General features: G+C 74.5%; 13 protein-coding genes. 5 read left to right on the plus strand and 8 right to left on the minus strand.

Annotation, left to right across the window (positions count from 1 at the left end):
* Positions 1 to 315 precede the first annotated feature (315 nt).
* Positions 316 to 1,701, minus strand: coding sequence for an FAD-dependent oxidoreductase (locus tag ACZ6BG_RS32160; RefSeq protein ID WP_469007795.1), 1,386 nt, complete (start codon positions 1,699 to 1,701; stop codon positions 316 to 318).
* Between the two features lie 85 nt (positions 1,702 to 1,786).
* Positions 1,787 to 2,992, minus strand: a complete 1,206-nt coding sequence (locus ACZ6BG_RS32165; RefSeq protein WP_469007797.1) for a DUF4349 domain-containing protein — start codon at positions 2,990 to 2,992, stop codon at positions 1,787 to 1,789.
* Between the two features lie 760 nt (positions 2,993 to 3,752).
* On the opposite strand from ACZ6BG_RS32165, the gene hemG reads away from it, so the two are divergent.
* The 3 genes from hemG to ACZ6BG_RS32180 all read left to right on the plus strand — a co-directional run bounded on the left by hemG (position 3,753) and on the right by ACZ6BG_RS32180 (position 6,538).
* Positions 3,753 to 5,261, plus strand: coding sequence for a protoporphyrinogen oxidase (gene hemG / locus ACZ6BG_RS32170; RefSeq protein WP_469007800.1), 1,509 nt, complete (start codon positions 3,753 to 3,755; stop codon positions 5,259 to 5,261).
* A 4-nt stretch (positions 5,262 to 5,265) separates the two neighbouring features.
* Positions 5,266 to 5,985 carry a hydrogen peroxide-dependent heme synthase gene (hemQ, locus tag ACZ6BG_RS32175; RefSeq protein WP_385708860.1) on the plus strand — a complete coding sequence of 240 codons (720 nt, stop codon included), beginning with the start codon at positions 5,266 to 5,268 and terminating at the stop codon, positions 5,983 to 5,985.
* Positions 5,986 to 6,163: 178 nt separating this feature from the next.
* Complete coding sequence (locus ACZ6BG_RS32180; protein ID WP_469007802.1) at positions 6,164 to 6,538, plus strand: RNHCP domain-containing protein; 375 nt, start codon at positions 6,164 to 6,166, stop codon at positions 6,536 to 6,538.
* 3 nt (positions 6,539 to 6,541) lie between these two features.
* On the opposite strand, the gene ACZ6BG_RS32185 is transcribed toward ACZ6BG_RS32180, so the two are convergent.
* The 5 genes from ACZ6BG_RS32185 to ACZ6BG_RS32205 form a co-directional block, all read right to left on the minus strand.
* On the minus strand, positions 6,542 to 8,170 hold the full coding sequence (locus ACZ6BG_RS32185) for an alpha/beta hydrolase (RefSeq protein ID WP_469007804.1): 1,629 nt from the start codon (positions 8,168 to 8,170) through the stop codon (positions 6,542 to 6,544).
* Between the two features lie 161 nt (positions 8,171 to 8,331).
* On the minus strand, positions 8,332 to 9,102 hold the full coding sequence (locus ACZ6BG_RS32190; protein ID WP_469007806.1) for a TIGR04222 domain-containing membrane protein: 771 nt from the start codon (positions 9,100 to 9,102) through the stop codon (positions 8,332 to 8,334).
* Positions 9,103 to 9,257: 155 nt separating this feature from the next.
* Positions 9,258 to 10,013 (minus strand): DUF4142 domain-containing protein, encoded by a 756-nt coding sequence (locus tag ACZ6BG_RS32195; protein ID WP_469007807.1) that lies wholly within the window; start codon positions 10,011 to 10,013, stop codon positions 9,258 to 9,260.
* 103 nt (positions 10,014 to 10,116) lie between these two features.
* Positions 10,117 to 11,547 (minus strand): MbnB/TglH/ChrH family RiPP precursor modification enzyme, encoded by a 1,431-nt coding sequence (locus ACZ6BG_RS32200; RefSeq protein WP_469007809.1) that lies wholly within the window; start codon positions 11,545 to 11,547, stop codon positions 10,117 to 10,119.
* 219 nt (positions 11,548 to 11,766) lie between these two features.
* Positions 11,767 to 12,534, minus strand: coding sequence for a DUF4142 domain-containing protein (locus tag ACZ6BG_RS32205; protein ID WP_469007811.1), 768 nt, complete (start codon positions 12,532 to 12,534; stop codon positions 11,767 to 11,769).
* A 348-nt stretch (positions 12,535 to 12,882) separates the two neighbouring features.
* On the opposite strand from ACZ6BG_RS32205, the gene ACZ6BG_RS32210 reads away from it, so the two are divergent.
* Both ACZ6BG_RS32210 and ACZ6BG_RS32215 read left to right on the plus strand, forming a co-directional pair.
* On the plus strand, positions 12,883 to 13,326 hold the full coding sequence (locus ACZ6BG_RS32210) for a DUF5959 family protein (protein WP_469007812.1): 444 nt from the start codon (positions 12,883 to 12,885) through the stop codon (positions 13,324 to 13,326).
* A 61-nt stretch (positions 13,327 to 13,387) separates the two neighbouring features.
* Positions 13,388 to 13,966 carry an SMI1/KNR4 family protein gene (locus tag ACZ6BG_RS32215; protein ID WP_469007814.1) on the plus strand — a complete coding sequence of 193 codons (579 nt, stop codon included), beginning with the start codon at positions 13,388 to 13,390 and terminating at the stop codon, positions 13,964 to 13,966.
* 47 nt (positions 13,967 to 14,013) lie between these two features.
* Here the strand turns inward: ACZ6BG_RS32215 and ACZ6BG_RS32220 are convergent, their stop codons facing one another.
* Positions 14,014 to 14,829 carry a peptidyl-tRNA hydrolase gene (locus tag ACZ6BG_RS32220; protein WP_469007817.1) on the minus strand — a complete coding sequence of 272 codons (816 nt, stop codon included), beginning with the start codon at positions 14,827 to 14,829 and terminating at the stop codon, positions 14,014 to 14,016.
* Positions 14,830 to 15,071: the final 242 nt, after the last annotated feature.

The following is a 15,071-nucleotide window of genomic DNA, read 5'->3' on the forward strand; positions in this document are numbered from 1 at the left end:
GCGCCCGGCGTGCTCGGGTTTTTGCAGTGGACCGGACCAATGAAGGGAATCAGCCACGCCTCAGGGCTTGCCGAACACCGCGGCGGAATGCCGGAAAGCGCGTTCTGACCTGCACGGCAGACGCGTTCCGGGGGACCGGTCCACCGTGGGTATCAGGCCCCGCGTCCCGCGCCGCCGGGCGCAGTCCCGCCGTACCCCCGGAACCCGCCGCCGCAAGGGTGCGGACCGCGCCAGCGGCAGGGCGCGGCCGGACGGCGGACACGTCCGCCCCGGGTGCCGCCCCCGCCGCACTCCCGGCGCTCCCGACACCGCCCCTCAGACCCCGCCCGCCCGCACCGCCGACACCGCCTTGCGCGCCGCCACCAGGACCGGGTCCCACACGGGCGAGAACGGCGGCGCGTACCCGAGGTCGAGCGTCGTCATCTGCTCCACCGTCATGCGTGCCGTCAGCGCCACGGCCGCCACGTCGACCCGCTTGGCGGCGCCCTCGCGGCCCACGATCTGGACGCCGAGCAGCCTGCCCGTGCGCCGCTCGGCCAGCATCTTCACCGTCATCAGGGCCGCTCCGGGGTAGTACCCGGCCCGGCTCGTCGACTCGATGGTCACCGCCACGTACTGCAGGCCCGCCGCCCGCGCGTCCTTCTCCCGCAGGCCCGTGCGCGCGATCTCCAGGTCGCAGACCTTGCTCACGGCCGTGCCGACGACGCCCGGGAACGTGGCGTACCCGCCGCCCACGTTCGACCCGATGATCTGCCCGTGCTTGTTCGCGTGCGTGCCGAGCGCGATGTGCCGCTCCCGGCCCGAGACCAGGTCGAGGACCTCCACACAGTCGCCGCCCGCCCAGATCGCTCCGTCCGCGACCGGCCCCCGCACCCGCATCGCCGGGTCGGTGAGCAGCCCGCCGTGCTCCCCGAGCGGCAGCCCGGCGGCGCGTGCGAGGGCGGTCTCGGGGCGTACGCCGATCCCGAGCACCACCACGTCCGCGGGGAATTCACGGTCCTCCGTGGCCACGGCCCTGGCCCGGCCGTCGTCCCCGGTGAGGATCTTGGTGACCTCGGCGTCGTTCACCATCGTGATGCCCATGCCGGTCATCGCCTCGTGCACGAGGCGGCCCATGTCCGGGTCGAGCGTGGACATCGGCTCCCGGCCGCGGTTGACGACCGTGACCTCGTAGCCCCGCCCGAGCAGCGCCTCCGCCATCTCCACGCCGATGTAGCCCGCGCCGATCACCACGGCCCGGCGGCCGGACGTCCCGGTGAGCGTGTCGAGGAGTGCCTGTCCGTCGTCCAGGGTCTGCACGCCGTGCACGCCCGGGGCGTCGATGCCGGGCAGGTCCGGGCGCAGCGGCCGGGCGCCGGTGGCGATCACGAGCTTGTCGTACGCGGTCCACTCCTCGGCGCCCGATGCGAGGTCCCGCGCGCGCACCCGCCGCTCCCGCGCGTCGATCTCGACGACCTCGGTACGCATCCGCAGGTCGATGGAGCGTTCCCGGTGCTCCTCGGGCGTCCGCGCGATCAAGTCGTCCCGCTCGGCGACGTCGCCGCCCACCCAGTAGGGGATCCCGCACGCCGAGAACGAGGTGAAGTTGCCCCGCTCGAAGGCGACGATCTCCAGCTCCCGCGGCGACTTCAGCCTGCGTGCCTGCGACGCGGCCGACATCCCGGCCGCGTCCCCTCCGATGACCACCAGTCGTTCACTCATGCGGACACGCTACGGGGCGGGGGCAGTTCGGGCCCCGGTGCCGCCCCCGGCACGGCACCGGGACCCCGTCCCCGCCCCGCGCAGGTCAGGAACCGCCCGACGCCTCGGGAGGCTTCGGGCCGCTCGTACCGCCCGGGTTCCTGCCGCCGGAGCCGCTCGTGCCGCTGCCGCCGGAGCCGCTCGTGCCGCTGCCGCCCGGGCCCCCCGCGGGCAGCGCCACCGCCCGCCGCCCCATCCGCGGCCGCACCACCCGCAGCCACAGCAGCACCAGCAGCGCCGCGACCGCCGCGAACGGCAGGGCCGCCGCCAGGGCGACCGCCAGCCACCCCAGCATCGTCACGAACGCGCCCCAGCCGCCGGACAGCGCGCCCGCGAACGTCGGGTCGTCGTCATCCTTGCCGTCCGCACCGGAGTCCGGCGACTCGGTGAGCGTGAGCGTGATGGTGGCCATCGTCGTGCGGTCCTTCAGCGAGGACTGCCGTGCGAGCAGCGCCTCCAGGTCAGCCTGACGGCCGCTCAACTCGCCCTCCAGCGAGACGATGTCGCTGATCTTCGTGGCCTTGTCCATCAGCGTCCGCACCCGTGCCACGCTCGCCCGCTGCGTCCGGATCCGGCTCTCGACGTCCACGACCTCCTCGGTGACGTCCTCGGCCTTGGCGTTGCGGCTGATCAGCTTCCCCGTGCCCGCGAGGTCGGAAAGGACCTGCTCGTAGCGGTCCTGCGGGACGCGGAGCACGACGCGGGAACGGTCGTGGCCGCGCCCGTCGCGGTCCGTGGACTCGTCGCCGACGAGACCGCCCGCGCCCTCGGCCGCCGTCCGCGCCCGCTCCAGGGCCCGCGGCACGTCCTTGACGCGCACGGTCAGCGAGGCGGTGCGGATGATGTGGGTGTCGGCGCGCCGCAGCGGCCCGGACGGGTTCCGGGCGTCGCCGCGCTTCTTCCCGCTCCCGGCACGGTCGCCGCCCGCCTCGGCGTCGCCCCGCGCCCCGCTCTCGTCGGCCAGGGCATCGCTGTCGTCGCCGGGCCCCTGGCTGGCCTGGGCCCCCGCGGCCCGGTCGCCGCCGGAGTCGCTGCCCTTGGCACCGTCGTTGTCACCGCCCGCGCCGCACCCCGCGAGCGCGAGCGTCACCGTGAGGAGCACCGCGGCGAGCCCGGTGAGCGGGCCCCGCCGCACCGCGCGCCCGCGCCCCGCCCGGCCGGGCGGCGTCGGCGCACCCGGAACCGGTGGCGCGTCGGCGGGCGCGGGCCCACCGCCCGTACCGGATGACCCTGACGTGCTGGACGTGTACATCGACGTACCCCCGAGATCGTGGTGAGTGTGCTCCTACGACGCAGGGACCGGTCGCGGTGTTCGGTCCGGGTGGTCCCGATGAGGTTCCGGCGCGGTCACGGACGGGACTCGTCCGCAAGAGCGCGGGGGCGTGAACCGGAGGGCGAGGGGGCGCCTGTGCCGGGGGCCGTGCGGGGGCCGGGGCCGGAGGGGCGCGTGGGTCACCGGCCCGGAAGGGTGTGTGGGTCCCTGGTCCGGAAGGCGGCGCGGGCACCCGGCCAGGAAGGGTGTGCGGGCACCGGGGTTCGGAAGGGCGCGTGGGGGCCGGGGTTCGGAAGGCGGTGCGAGCACTCCGACCGGAGGGGCGTGTGGGCGCCGGGTTCGGAAGGGCGTGGGGTCTTCGGTCCGGAAGGTTGTGCGGGTGCCGGGTGCCGGGTGCCGGGTGCCGGGTGCCGGGTGCCGGGTGCCGGTTGCCGGGTTCGGAAGGGCGCGTGGGCTCCCGGTCTGGAAGGGCGCGGGGCCCTCGGTCTGGAAAGCGGTGCGAGCACTCCGACCGGAGGGGCGTGTGGACCGGGTTCGGAAGGGCGCGGGGTCCTCGGTCTGGAAGGCTGTGCGGGCTCCCGGTCTGGAAGGCCGTGCGGGCTCCCGGTCCGGAAGGCCGCGCGGGCCCCCGGCCCGGAAGGCCGCGCGGGCCCCCGGCCCGGAAGGCCGCGCGGGCCCCCGGCCCGGAAGGGCGCAGGTGCCCGAAAACGGTTCTGATCGGCTCTGAGAGAGTGGGGGCATGCGCGCAGCGGACACACGGACCAGTACCCGGACGAGCCAGGATTCCTCCGTCCCCGGCGGTCCGCCGGGCGGCCTCGGTCACGTCGTCGTCATCGGCGGCGGCATCGCGGGCCTCGCCGCCGCGCACCGGCTCCTCGACGCCGGAGCGCGCGTCACCGTCCTGGAGGCGTCCGACCGGCTCGGCGGCAAGCTGCGCGCGGGCGAGATCGCGGGCGTGCGCATCGACCTCGGTGCCGAGTCGATGCTGGCCCGCAGGCCCGAGGCGGTCGGCCTCGCCCGCGAGGTCGGCCTCGGCGAACGGCTTCAGCCACCGGCGACGGCGAGTGCCGCGATCTGGACCCGCGGGGCGCTGCGCCCCATGCCCAAGGGCCACGTCATGGGCGTGCCCGGTGACGCCTCCGCCGTCGCCGGGGTGCTCTCCGACGAGGGCCTGCGCCGCGTCGAGCGGGACCGCGAACTGCCGCCCACCGAGGTCGGCGAGGACGTCGCGGTCGGGGAGTACGTCGCCGGGCGGGTCGGCCGCGAGGTCGTGGACCGCCTGGTGGAGCCGCTGCTCGGCGGGGTGTACGCCGGGGACGCGTACCGCATCTCGATGCGCTCCGCCGTCCCGCAGCTCTTCGAGGCCGCCCGCACCCACACCTCCCTCACCGAGGGCGTCCGCGACCTCCAGGCGCGGGCCGCCGGGAACCAGCGGACCGGCCCCGTCTTCATGGGCATCGACGGCGGCGTCGGCCAACTGCCGCTCGCCGTCGCCGAGTCGGTGCGGGCGCGCGGCGGCGAGATCCTGCTGGGCTGCGCGGCGCACGGGCTGCGCCGGGTCGAGGACGGCTGGGAGGTGTACGTCGAGGACTGGGACCTGGAGGCCGACGCCGTCGTCCTCGCCGTGCCCGCCCCGCACGCCGCCCGCCTCCTGGAGCACGACGTCCCCGGGGCCGCGGCCGAGTTGCGCGCCGTCGAGTACGCCTCCATGGCGCTGGTCACCCTCGCCTACCGCCGGGCCGACGTGGGCGCGCTGCCCGACGGGAGCGGGTTCCTGGTGCCGCCCGTGGACGGGCGGACGATCAAGGCGTCCACGTTCGCGAGCCAGAAGTGGGGGTGGATCGCGGAGCAGGACCCGGAGCTGTTCGTGCTGCGCACTTCGGTGGGGCGCCACGGCGACGAGAAGGACCTGGGCCGCCCGGACGACGAGCTGGTCGACGTCTCGCGGGCGGACCTGCGCGCGGCCACCGGCCTCGACGCGGCGCCCGTCGCCTCGGCCGTCACGCGCTGGGACAGCGGACTGCCGCAGTACCCCGTCGGCCACCACGCGCGCGTGGCCCGCGTCCGCGAGCACGTGGGCCGGGTGCCGGGCCTCGCGGTCTGCGGGGCGGCGTACGACGGAGTGGGCATCCCCGCCTGTATCGCCGGCGCGAACGCGGCCGTGGACCAGCTCACCGGGGACCTTTCCGGAGTGCGGGAGCTCACCGCCAACCCGGTGCAGAGCCTGCACGGCGGCGCGGGAGAATAGCCGCATGAGTGACGACGCCCCCGCCAAGATCCCGAACGCCGGCAAGAAGGCCAAGGACCTCAACGAGGTCATCCGCTACACCCTGTGGTCCGTCTTCAAGCTCCGCGACGTCCTGCCCGAGAGCCGCCTCGGCTACGCGGACGAGGTCCAGGAGCTGTTCGACAAGCTCGCGGCCCGTGACATCACCGTCCGCGGCACCTACGACGTCTCCGGCCTGCGCGCCGACGCCGACGTCATGATCTGGTGGCACGCGGAGACCGCCGACGAGCTCCAGGAGGCGTACAACCTCTTCCGGCGCACCAAGCTCGGCCGCGCCCTGGAGCCGGTCTGGTCCAACATGGCGCTGCACCGCCCCGCCGAGTTCAACAAGTCGCACATCCCGGCGTTCCTGGCCGACGAGACGCCCCGCAACTATGTGAGCGTCTACCCCTTCGTGCGCTCCTACGACTGGTACCTGCTGCCCGACGAGGACCGTCGCCGCATGCTCAAGGACCACGGCATGATGGCCCGCGGCTACCCCGACGTGCGCGCCAACACGGTCGCCTCGTTCTCCCTCGGCGACTACGAATGGCTGCTGGCCTTCGAGGCCGACGAGCTGTACCGCATCGTCGACCTCATGCGGCACCTGCGCGCCTCCGAGGCCCGCATGCACGTCCGCGAGGAGGTGCCGTTCTTCACCGGCCGCCGCAAGTCCGTGGCGGACCTGGTGGCGGGTCTGGCCTGAGCCGAAATTCGGTTGCCGCGCCCGCCCCGCGGGGGTTTCATCGAGAGGTCGAACCTCTGACTGAGAGGTCGGTCCTCCAGTCGAACCTCCCAGACGGAAAGCCGGTGTTGTATGCCCAGGGCCCTGCGGAATCTCTCGAGTTCACCCCATTCCGCATCGCTCAGGAGTCCTCTCTCCCATGTCACGCAACACCTCTCGGCGGGCGCGCACTGAAGCACGCGCCCAGTCCTTCCGCTGCTCGCAGTGCGGCCTCGACGTATCGATGACCGCACCCGGCACCGACCACCGCAACCACTGTCCGAACTGCCTGTGGAGCCGTCACCTCGACGACACCCCCGGCGACCGGGCGGCGGACTGCGGAGCCAGGATGGAACCCCTCGCCATCTCCGTGCGAGGAGACGGCGAGTGGGTCCTCGTCCACCGCTGCACCCACTGCGGCGTCCTGCACGCGAATCGCACCGCGGGTGACGACAACGTCCTGCCGCTGACGCGCCTCGCGGTGCGCCCGCTGGCACAGCCGCCGTTCCCGCTGGAGCGCCTCGGCGCGCTCTGACGTCTAGAGCGGCTTGGGGAAGCCCGCCGCCCGCGCTCCCGACAGCGGCTTCGGCTCCGGGTGCGGCGCGCACGACGCGCGTCGCACCGGGAGCTCGCCCTCCAGGAGATACGCGTCCACGTGGCTGTTGACGCAAGGGTTCGGGCCGCCCGCGATGCCGTGCGTGCCCGCGCCCTTCTCGGTCACGAGGACCGAGCCCGCGAGCCGGTGGTGCAGCTCCAGAGCGCCCTCGTACGGCGTCGCCGCGTCCCGCTCGGCGGCCAGGATCAGGGTCGGCGGCAGGGCGCCCGCGGCGGTGCGCACGTCGAGGGCCTGCTGGCGCGGCGCGGGCCAGTAGGCGCACGGCAGGTTCATCCAGGCGTTGTCCCAGGTCTCGAACGGCGCGAGGCGCGCGAGGGCGGAGTTGTCGCGGTCCCAGGTGGGGAAGTCCGTGGGCCAGGCGGCGTCGTTGCACTCGACGGCCGTGTAGACGGCGTTGCCGTTCTCGTCCTCGACGGCCGCCGCCGGGTGCGGCGCGGCCTGGTCGATCAGCGGCTTCGGGTTGCCCTTCAGATACTGCGACAGGGCCGTCGCCCGCATCGGCCAGTAGTCGTCGTAGTACGCGGCCCGCAGGAACGCCGCCCGCAGTTGCGACGAGCCGACCTTGCCGCCGGCGGGCTTGTGCGTCAGTTCGGCGCGGACCGTCTCGTAGGAGCGCTGCACCTCCCGCGCCGTCGTGCCCAGGCCGTACGTCTTGTGGTGCTTGGCGATCCAGGTGCGGAAGTCCGCCCAGCGCCGCTCGAAGGCGAAGGACTGGTCGAGGTTGTTGGCGTACCAGATCTGGTCGGGGGCCGGGTTGACCGCCGAGTCGAAGACCATGCGGCGCACGTGTCCGGGGAACAGCGTCGCGTAGACGGAGCCGATGTAGGTGCCGTACGAGGCGCCCATGAACGTCAGCTTCCGCTCGCCGAGGGCCGCGCGCAGCACGTCCAGGTCGCGGGCGTTGTTCAGGGTCGTGTAGTGGCGCAGGTCCGGGCCCGCGTGCCGGGCGCAGCCGCGTGCGTACGCTTTCGCCTGCGCGACGCGCTCCGCCTTGTACGAGGCGTCGGGGTGCGTCGGAGAGTTGGTGGGCGCCTTGGCGAACTGCTTCGGGTCCTGGCAGGACAGCGGCGCGGAGCGGCCGACGCCGCGCGGCGCGTAGCCGACGAGGTCGTACGCCGCCGCGATGCGCCGCCACTCCGGCATCGGGCCGACCATCGGGAAGTACATCCCCGACGCGCCGGGGCCGCCCGGGTTGAAGACCAGCGCGCCCTGCCGCGACACCACGGCCCGGCCCGACTTCCCGGTGGCCTCGACGCGGCTGACGGTCAGCCGGATCTGCTTGCCGTCGGGGTGGGCGTAGTCGAGGGGGACGGTGACCGTGCCGCACTCCACGGACGGCGGCAGGTTCTCCGCCCGCGGGCAGGCGCCGAAGTCGATGCCGGTGGTCTGGGCGCGCTGGGCGGCGAGCGCGGTGCCGAGGGTCTCGGGGGAGGGGGTGGCGTTGGCGGGGGTGGCGGCGCTGCTCGCGGGGGCCGCGGCGAGGGCGGTCAGGACGAGGGAGCCGATGGTTCCGACGGTTCTGTACAGGGCGGCTGCTGCTGGTGCTCTCATCGCTGTTCTGTGTCCCTTTCGCGGCGCGGGCCCAAGTGATTGCGTAAATCGCAAAATCACAACAAAAGGGATATTCAGTTCGAAGAGTGGCAATGTCCAGCACCGGCCCGCGGGCGTCGCGAGTCGCGCCCCAATGGCCCCTCGGGGGGCGGGGCGGGGCCCTACGGCCGGGTCTCGCGGTACCCGTCGAGGTTCGGGTCCCGGTGCGAGAGCGCGGCGCGCAGGGCCGGGTCCTCCAGGGCGCGCAGGCCGCGCACGGCCACCGACGTCAGGTCGTCCCGCGAGGGCAGCGCGCCGAGCAGCCGCCGCCCCGCCGGGGACGCCCAGCGCGTGGTCGGCACCTCGAAGCGGGCGATGGCCAGACAGCTCACCGTGAGGAAGAACGGCAGCGCGAACCACACCGCGACCGGCAGCCCGCCCTCGTGCCCCTGGGCCGGAAGCAGCGTCGCGCACGCCCCGAGGGCGACGACGGCGACCGCGGCCGCCCGCACCTGCCGCGCCGCGCCCGCGATCCCCGACCACATCCCGTCCGGCACCGCGAGGCCCGCCGTGACCAGCCGGTCCGCGAGTGCCCGCACCCCGTCCCCGGCCGCCGCGGCCCTGCGCACCGGCGCGATCCGCGACTGCCCGGCCGGACCGATCGCCCCGAGCACCGACCGCTCCAGGTCGTCCCCGGCCACCGGATCCACCACGGTCGCCCACCCCGTGTGCGCGAGCAGCAGCCGCCGCCCCCGCGCCATCGAAAGGAGCGCCACGTCGACGACCCGCCCGGGCCCGCCCGACAGGAACGCCGCCTCGTACAGCGTCAGATGCCGCCCCTCGTGCGCCCCGCGCGCCTCACTGGCCGCGGCGCGCACCGCTGCCACGCAGAGCCGGCCGCAGGACAGCGAGGCGAGAGCACAGGCGAGGAGCAGCAGCGGAACCCAGAACATGCCGGTTTTCTATGTGAAGGACGTGTGACGCCGCTACCGGTATTCCAGGATATGGACACCCGAGCCCGCGCCCCGCTGATCCGCCGAACCGGCCGCCCGCCGACCCGGCCGCCCGCCGACCCGGCCGCCCGCCGACCCGGCCGACCCGTCCCGCCTCAGTCGCGCGGGCCGGGCGCGGGCCGCGAGACCGCGGGGGGCAGGGAGTACGTGGGAGTCGGGGACACCGGTGCCGCCGGGGGCGGGGAGTCCTGGGGGCCCGGGGGCGCGGGGGAGCGGGCCGGGGGCTGCGGCGTGGACGTGGCGGCGTCGCGGGCCAGGCCGTCGAAGTCGACCAGACCCGTGCCCTCCAGGACCTTGATGTGGTCGAGGACCGTGGTGTTCGCGTCGTCGGCGAGCGCCCGCACCTGGGAGTTGCGGGTGGTGGCGCGGACCTCCGCCACGAGCGCGAAGACCTTGCCGTGGGCGCGCCGCAGGACGTTCGCGAACTTCACGTCGTACGCCGTGCCGCGCTCCGCGCTCAGCTCCGCCAGCCAGCGCCGCTGCTGGCCGCTGGGCTGGCTGGGCAGTTCGAGCCGCAGCGCCGCCGCCACCTCGCGCACCCGCGCGTCCAGGAACGTGTGCCCCTCGACCAGGTGCTTGCCCGCGATGTGCACGGCCCGCGTGGTGCCGCGCTCCCCGGCCTGCTGGCCCGCGGGCAGTTCCCACAGGCCCGCGAGCCGCACCTTCGTGATGAAGTCCCGGTCGAGCGCGGACAGCGGCCCGTAGTCCGTCGACACGGTCTGCGAGGTGAGTGCGTCGAGGCCGGTGCCCGAGCGGTCCTCGTACGACCACACGGGATAGACCAGCGCGGCCAGCGTGGCCACGAGACCGGTGAGAACGAGACCGGTGCCGCTGATGATTCGGGAACGCATGACGCCTCCTGTCGCGCCACCGCACGCTAGTGCGCGGCGCGGGGGAGGCGTTCCGCATACCGAACGGAGTACGCCAACGGCTGTACGAGGCCGCGAGATCCCGTTACGTCGCCGGGGCGGGATCGGCGTCCACGCCCTCGTGGCCGGGGGCGGTCCGCCGCGCCCTGCGCAGCGCGAGCCGGGCCGCCCGCGTCCGCAGCCAGCGGGTGAGGGGGCGCCCGTCGAGCGGCTTCGGCCCCGAGCGCTCCAGCCACCAGGCCGTCAGCTCGCCGCGCGCCGCCGCGTCCTCGGGTCGCCCGGCGAGCAGCAGGTGCTCGGCGAAGTCGAGCGCGTCCTGGCGGTAGCCGCCCGTCATGGGGCGGGTGCGGGCGTAGTCGAGGAACTCCGCGCGGTACGCGTCGCCGACGATCCACGGCAGTTCCGGCGCGACCTTCGCCACGACGTCCGCCCGCTTGGCGCCGAGCGCGCGGCTCTGCACCCGCAGCCGGGCCCCGTCGAAGCCCTCCGGCGCGGGGGTGCCCGCGACGAGGGCGGAGAGGAGGGCGGCCTGGGCGAGGGCCACGCGCTGGCGGGCTTCGGGGGTGGCGGGCGTGGTGGTCGGTTCGGGCTTGGGGGGCTTGGGGGACGCGGTGGGCGTGGGGCCGTCGGCCGGGTCCGGTGCCGGGGGCATCGCCGACCTCGTGGCCGTGGCCTGGGCGGTGCCCGTGACCGTGGCCGTCGACACCGTCTCCCGGATCGCCGTCAACTCCCGCTCCAGCTCGCCCTCCTCGGGGAAGTTCTCGTCCCGCTCCAGGAGCACCCCCGGCGGCCGGGTGCGCGCGGCGAGGTCGGCGAGGATGTCGAGGACGGGCCGCGGCACGGGGTGGGCGTGGCTGTCGTGCCACACGCCGTCCCGCTCGAAGCCGCCCGCCACATGGACGTACGCGATGGCCTCCACCGGCAGCTCGTCCAGGGCGCGGGCCGGGTCCTCGCCCCGGTTGACGTGGTTGGTGTGCAGATTGGCGACGTCGATGAGCAGCCGGACGCCGGTCCGCTCCACCAGCTCGTAGAGGAACTGCCCCTCCGTCATCTCCTCGCCGGGCCAGGAGATGAGGGCGGCGATGTTCTCGACGGCGAGCGGCACGGGCAGCGCGTCCTGGGCGATGCGGACGTTCTCGCACAGCACGGCGAGCGCGTCCCGGGTGCGCGGCACGGGCAGCAGGTGCCCCGCTTCGAGGTGCGGCGACGCGGTGAGGGCGCCTCCGGCCCGTACGAACGCGATGTGCTCGGTGACGAGCGGTGAGCCGAGTGCCTGCGCGCGCTCTGCGAGGGCGGTGAGCCGGGCCTCGTCCGGGCGCTCGGCGCCGCCGAGGCCGAGCGAGACGCCGTGCGGCACGACCGTCACGCCTCGCTCGCGCAGCCGCAGCAGGGAGTCGGGCAGGTGGCCCGGGCACACGTTCTCGGCGACGGCCTCGACCCAGTCGATGCCGGGCATGCGCTCGACGGCGTCGGCGATCTCCGGACGCCATCCGATGCCGGTCCCCAGCTGAGCCATCGTGCCTCGCGCGGTCGTTCGTGCGGTCGTTCGTGCAGTCGTGCCTCGTGCGGTGGCGGCTTCGCCCGCCGCTGTCTCCTGTACCGCTCGTACCGTCGTCGTCCCCCGTGCGGTCATCGTCGTTCCCCCTCCTTGCCGCTGGTCCTCCCCGGTCGTTCACGTAGCCGTAGTCATGACCGCGCCAGGCCGGGGCGAACCCTCTGATCAGGTGTTTCAGAGCTACATTTGAGGTTCGGGCCGATCGGTGTTGACGGTGCCCGGAGCGCCGGGGGAGGGCCGTGAGGTGCCGGAGACGTCGCCGGTGGGGGCTGCGGGGTCGGGCTGCGGGGGAGTGTTGCCGTCGGGCGGCGGGGGCCCGGTCGGGCTCGCGGTCGACTTGCCCGCGGTGTCGTTCGCGATGGCGTCGAAGTCGACGTAGCCGGTGCCTTCGAGCATCGTGATGTGGTCGAGGACGGTCTGGTTGGCGTCGGACGCGAGCTGGCGCACCAGGGAGTTGCGGGTGGTGTCGCGCACCTGGGCGACGAGGCTGAAGACCTTGCCGTGCGCGACGCGCAGCCGGTTGGCGAACTTGCGCTGGTAGTCCTCGCCGGTCGCCGCGGTCAACTCCCGGAGCCAGCCCTGCTGCTGGGCGGTGGGCTGGTTCGGCAGCTCCACGCCGAGCTGCGAGGCGATGCCGCGCACCCGCTCGTCGAGGTCGGTGTGGCCGACGATCAGATGGTCGCCCGCCTCCTTGACGGCCTTGCTCGGCGCTCGCTCCACGGCCTGCTGTCCTGCGGGTATCTCCCAGAGCCCGGCGAGGCGCACCTTCACCAGGAAGTCCCGGTCGGTGGCGGACAGCGGGCCCCAACGGGTCGACACGCTCCCGGCGTTGAGGTTCGCCTCGCCCGTGCCCGAGCGGTCGGCGTAGGACCACACCGGGAAGGCGAGGGCGCCCACGGTGACGACGAGGGCCGCGATGATCAGGGCCGTGCCGTTGATACGCCCCATGTGCCTGATGCGCTGCAAAGTGCCTCCCGAGCCGCATCCCGGCCGGGGGCCGGGCCACTTGGTGGTACGGGAAGGTACGGGAGGGGTGGGGCCGGTGTTCAGCGACGTGAAGGTTCTGTGACGGGGGTCACGTGGCGGGGGTGCGTGGGCGGGTGGCGCGCGGCCTCGGTGTTGTCAGTGCCGTCGACTAGGGTCCGGAAGGACAGGGGCCGGGTCCGTGTGGAACGACCCGGTCCGGCACACGATCGCCAACTGAACACCGCGGGGGCGGTTCGCGCGCACGGGGAACGTGTCGGAGTGCGCGGGGGAGCCGTACCGGGCGGTGCACACGGGGAATTGGGAGGGGCCATGGCGCCTGCGGAGCCGATCGACCTGATCCGCCTGGAGGGCGAGGACAACAGCGTCGTCGTCAGGATCACCGGAAAGCGCCCCGCCCCGGGGCGCCCCGGAGTCGACGAACTCGTCGGCGAGATCCTCGTCGACACCGCCTTCGTCCGGGGGACGCTCGCCACGTCGGTGTCCCCGGAGGACCTCACCCAGTGGCGCGAGACCCTCGACGCCCTGGACGGCGGCGACGACACCACCTGGCGCGAGGGCGGCCGCGCCCCCGAACTCCTCGTCGAACTCGACCCGGACGGCGAGCACGCCCACGTCACGATCACCGACCACACGATGTCCCGGACCGCGGTCACGGCGACGGTCACGCTCACGGACGAGTGGTTCGACGAGGCGTACGACCGGTTGGACGCGACGCTGCGGGCGTGGCCGGTGGAGGGGGCGCTGCAGGGGTGACGGGACGGCCCGGCCCGTGGCGCGGGCCGGGCGAGGATCTTCTGTGGAGGTGAGGAGGCCGATGGCACACGCGACAGACGCTGAAGCCCCGCGATGGGCGGACGTCGAGTACTGGCGGGGCTACCTCGCCTCCTACAGCACCGACATCCTGCGGGCGAACGAGAGCGACGCGTCGCGGGAGATCAGCGACGCTCAGCGGGCTGCCGGGTGGCTCGGGCAGGCGGGTGCGACCGAGGAGCAGTTGGCGGCCGCGGAGGAGCGGCTCGGTGTTCGACTGCCGCCCAGCTACCGCGCGTTCCTGGGCGCGTCCAACGGCTTCAGCCACCTGGGTCCGTTCATGTACGAGATGAGAACCACCGGGACGGTGGGCCTGCTGCGCGAGGCGGCTCCCTCGACCTGGGCGATCATCCGCGAGGGCGGACCCGAGGAAGCCGCCTACATGGACCGGGTGTTGCTGGTGTCGGACTTCGGCGACGCCCAGTTCTGGCTGCTCGACCCCGGTGACGTCTCGCCCGACGGGGAGTGGGCCGCCGACATCTGGGCCAGTTGGTACCCGGGCCTGCGCGAGCGTCGCCGCTCGTTCGCCGACCTCGTCGCCGACGAACGGCGGTCCTTCGAGCAGTTGCGGGACGACGCCTGACCCGGTCTGACGCGCCAGCTCGCCGCACGCGGAGCCGGGGCGGGGCTTCAGGGCCGCCGCAGCGCCGGGTGGTCCGCCACCACCGTGCAGGAGCCGGGGGCGATTTCCGTGAAGCCCGCGTCGCGGACCACGGGGAGGCCGCTCGTGGTCAGTTCGGGCCAGTGGGACGCGGGGGCGGTGCGGACGGACAGGGGGAAGCCCGCCTCGCGCCAGGCCGTGCGGTCCGCGGCGGAGAGGTCCCACCAGGCCAACTGGGCGCCGTGGCCCGCCTGGGCCATCGCCTTGCCCGCCGACATGGTGATGTCGGGGTTCAGCCAGAGCACGGGGGTGGACGGGTCGGGGTCCCGCGGGGGCTCCGGGTCGTCCAGATCCGTGCCGGAGACCTGGAGGCGGGCCAGGTCCTTGGGCCAGCCGTCCAACGGCACCGGCGGATAGACGCGCACCTCGGCCGACTTGCCCGTCACCGTGATGCCGGGCAGCGCCTCCGCCCGCCGCCACTCCGCGCCGCGCGCCCTGCGCACCACCTTGCGGATGCGGGCGTCCTGCCAGTCCCGCATCGCCCGTGCCCACGCCCCCTCGCCGAGCGCCCGCTCGTCGCTCAGGATCGTCAGGACCGCCCGGGCCGCCGTCTCCAGCGCGTCCGTACGGGCCGGAGGCGCGGCCCGCTCGATCCTGGCCACCAGGGGCAGCACGAACTGCGGGGCCTCGTCGCGCGGCGTGCGTGCGACGCGGAAAGGGCTGACGGGAGCGGAGTCCCCGGCGGCCGGGGTGTCCTGGGCGCCTTGCGGGTTCCGGGAACCCTGCGAGTCCTGGGAAGCCCGCGTGTTCGGGGAGTCTTCGGGGCGGGGCGCGTTGCTGGTCACCCGTCCAGTCTGCCAGGGCGGTGATCGCGGCCCCGGCGCGGTCCCGCGGAGCCCTGGCGCGGTCCCGCGGCCCCCAGAGCCCTCGCGCGCGGCCGTGCGCGAGGACAACGAACCGCCCGCGGCCCGCGACTGCGCAGCGGCGGCGGGAGGCGCCCGGCGGGCGCACCTCGCCTGTCTGCTCACCGCCTTCCTCGCCACGGCCGTGCTCGGCACGGCGGCCGTCGCCGTCATGAGCGACGCGG

The organism is Streptomyces sp. NPDC041205, from assembly GCF_055591765.1.

Bases quoted from the DNA above. Each gene is read 5' to 3' on its own strand.
- ACZ6BG_RS32160 (WP_469007795.1), bottom strand. From the start codon at position 1,701: ATGAGTGAACGACTGGTGGTCATCGGAGGGGACGCGGCCGGGATGTCG.
- ACZ6BG_RS32165 (WP_469007797.1), bottom strand. From the start codon at position 2,992: ATGTACACGTCCAGCACGTCAGGGTCATCCGGTACGGGCGGTGGGCCC.
- hemG (WP_469007800.1), top strand. From the start codon at position 3,753: ATGCGCGCAGCGGACACACGGACCAGTACCCGGACGAGCCAGGATTCC.
- hemQ (WP_385708860.1), top strand. From the start codon at position 5,266: ATGAGTGACGACGCCCCCGCCAAGATCCCGAACGCCGGCAAGAAGGCC.
- ACZ6BG_RS32180 (WP_469007802.1), top strand. From the start codon at position 6,164: ATGTCACGCAACACCTCTCGGCGGGCGCGCACTGAAGCACGCGCCCAG.
- ACZ6BG_RS32185 (WP_469007804.1), bottom strand. From the start codon at position 8,170: ATGAGAGCACCAGCAGCAGCCGCCCTGTACAGAACCGTCGGAACCATC.
- ACZ6BG_RS32190 (WP_469007806.1), bottom strand. From the start codon at position 9,102: ATGTTCTGGGTTCCGCTGCTGCTCCTCGCCTGTGCTCTCGCCTCGCTG.
- ACZ6BG_RS32195 (WP_469007807.1), bottom strand. From the start codon at position 10,013: ATGCGTTCCCGAATCATCAGCGGCACCGGTCTCGTTCTCACCGGTCTC.
- ACZ6BG_RS32200 (WP_469007809.1), bottom strand. From the start codon at position 11,547: ATGGCTCAGCTGGGGACCGGCATCGGATGGCGTCCGGAGATCGCCGAC.
- ACZ6BG_RS32205 (WP_469007811.1), bottom strand. From the start codon at position 12,534: ATGGGGCGTATCAACGGCACGGCCCTGATCATCGCGGCCCTCGTCGTC.
- ACZ6BG_RS32210 (WP_469007812.1), top strand. From the start codon at position 12,883: ATGGCGCCTGCGGAGCCGATCGACCTGATCCGCCTGGAGGGCGAGGAC.
- ACZ6BG_RS32215 (WP_469007814.1), top strand. From the start codon at position 13,388: ATGGCACACGCGACAGACGCTGAAGCCCCGCGATGGGCGGACGTCGAG.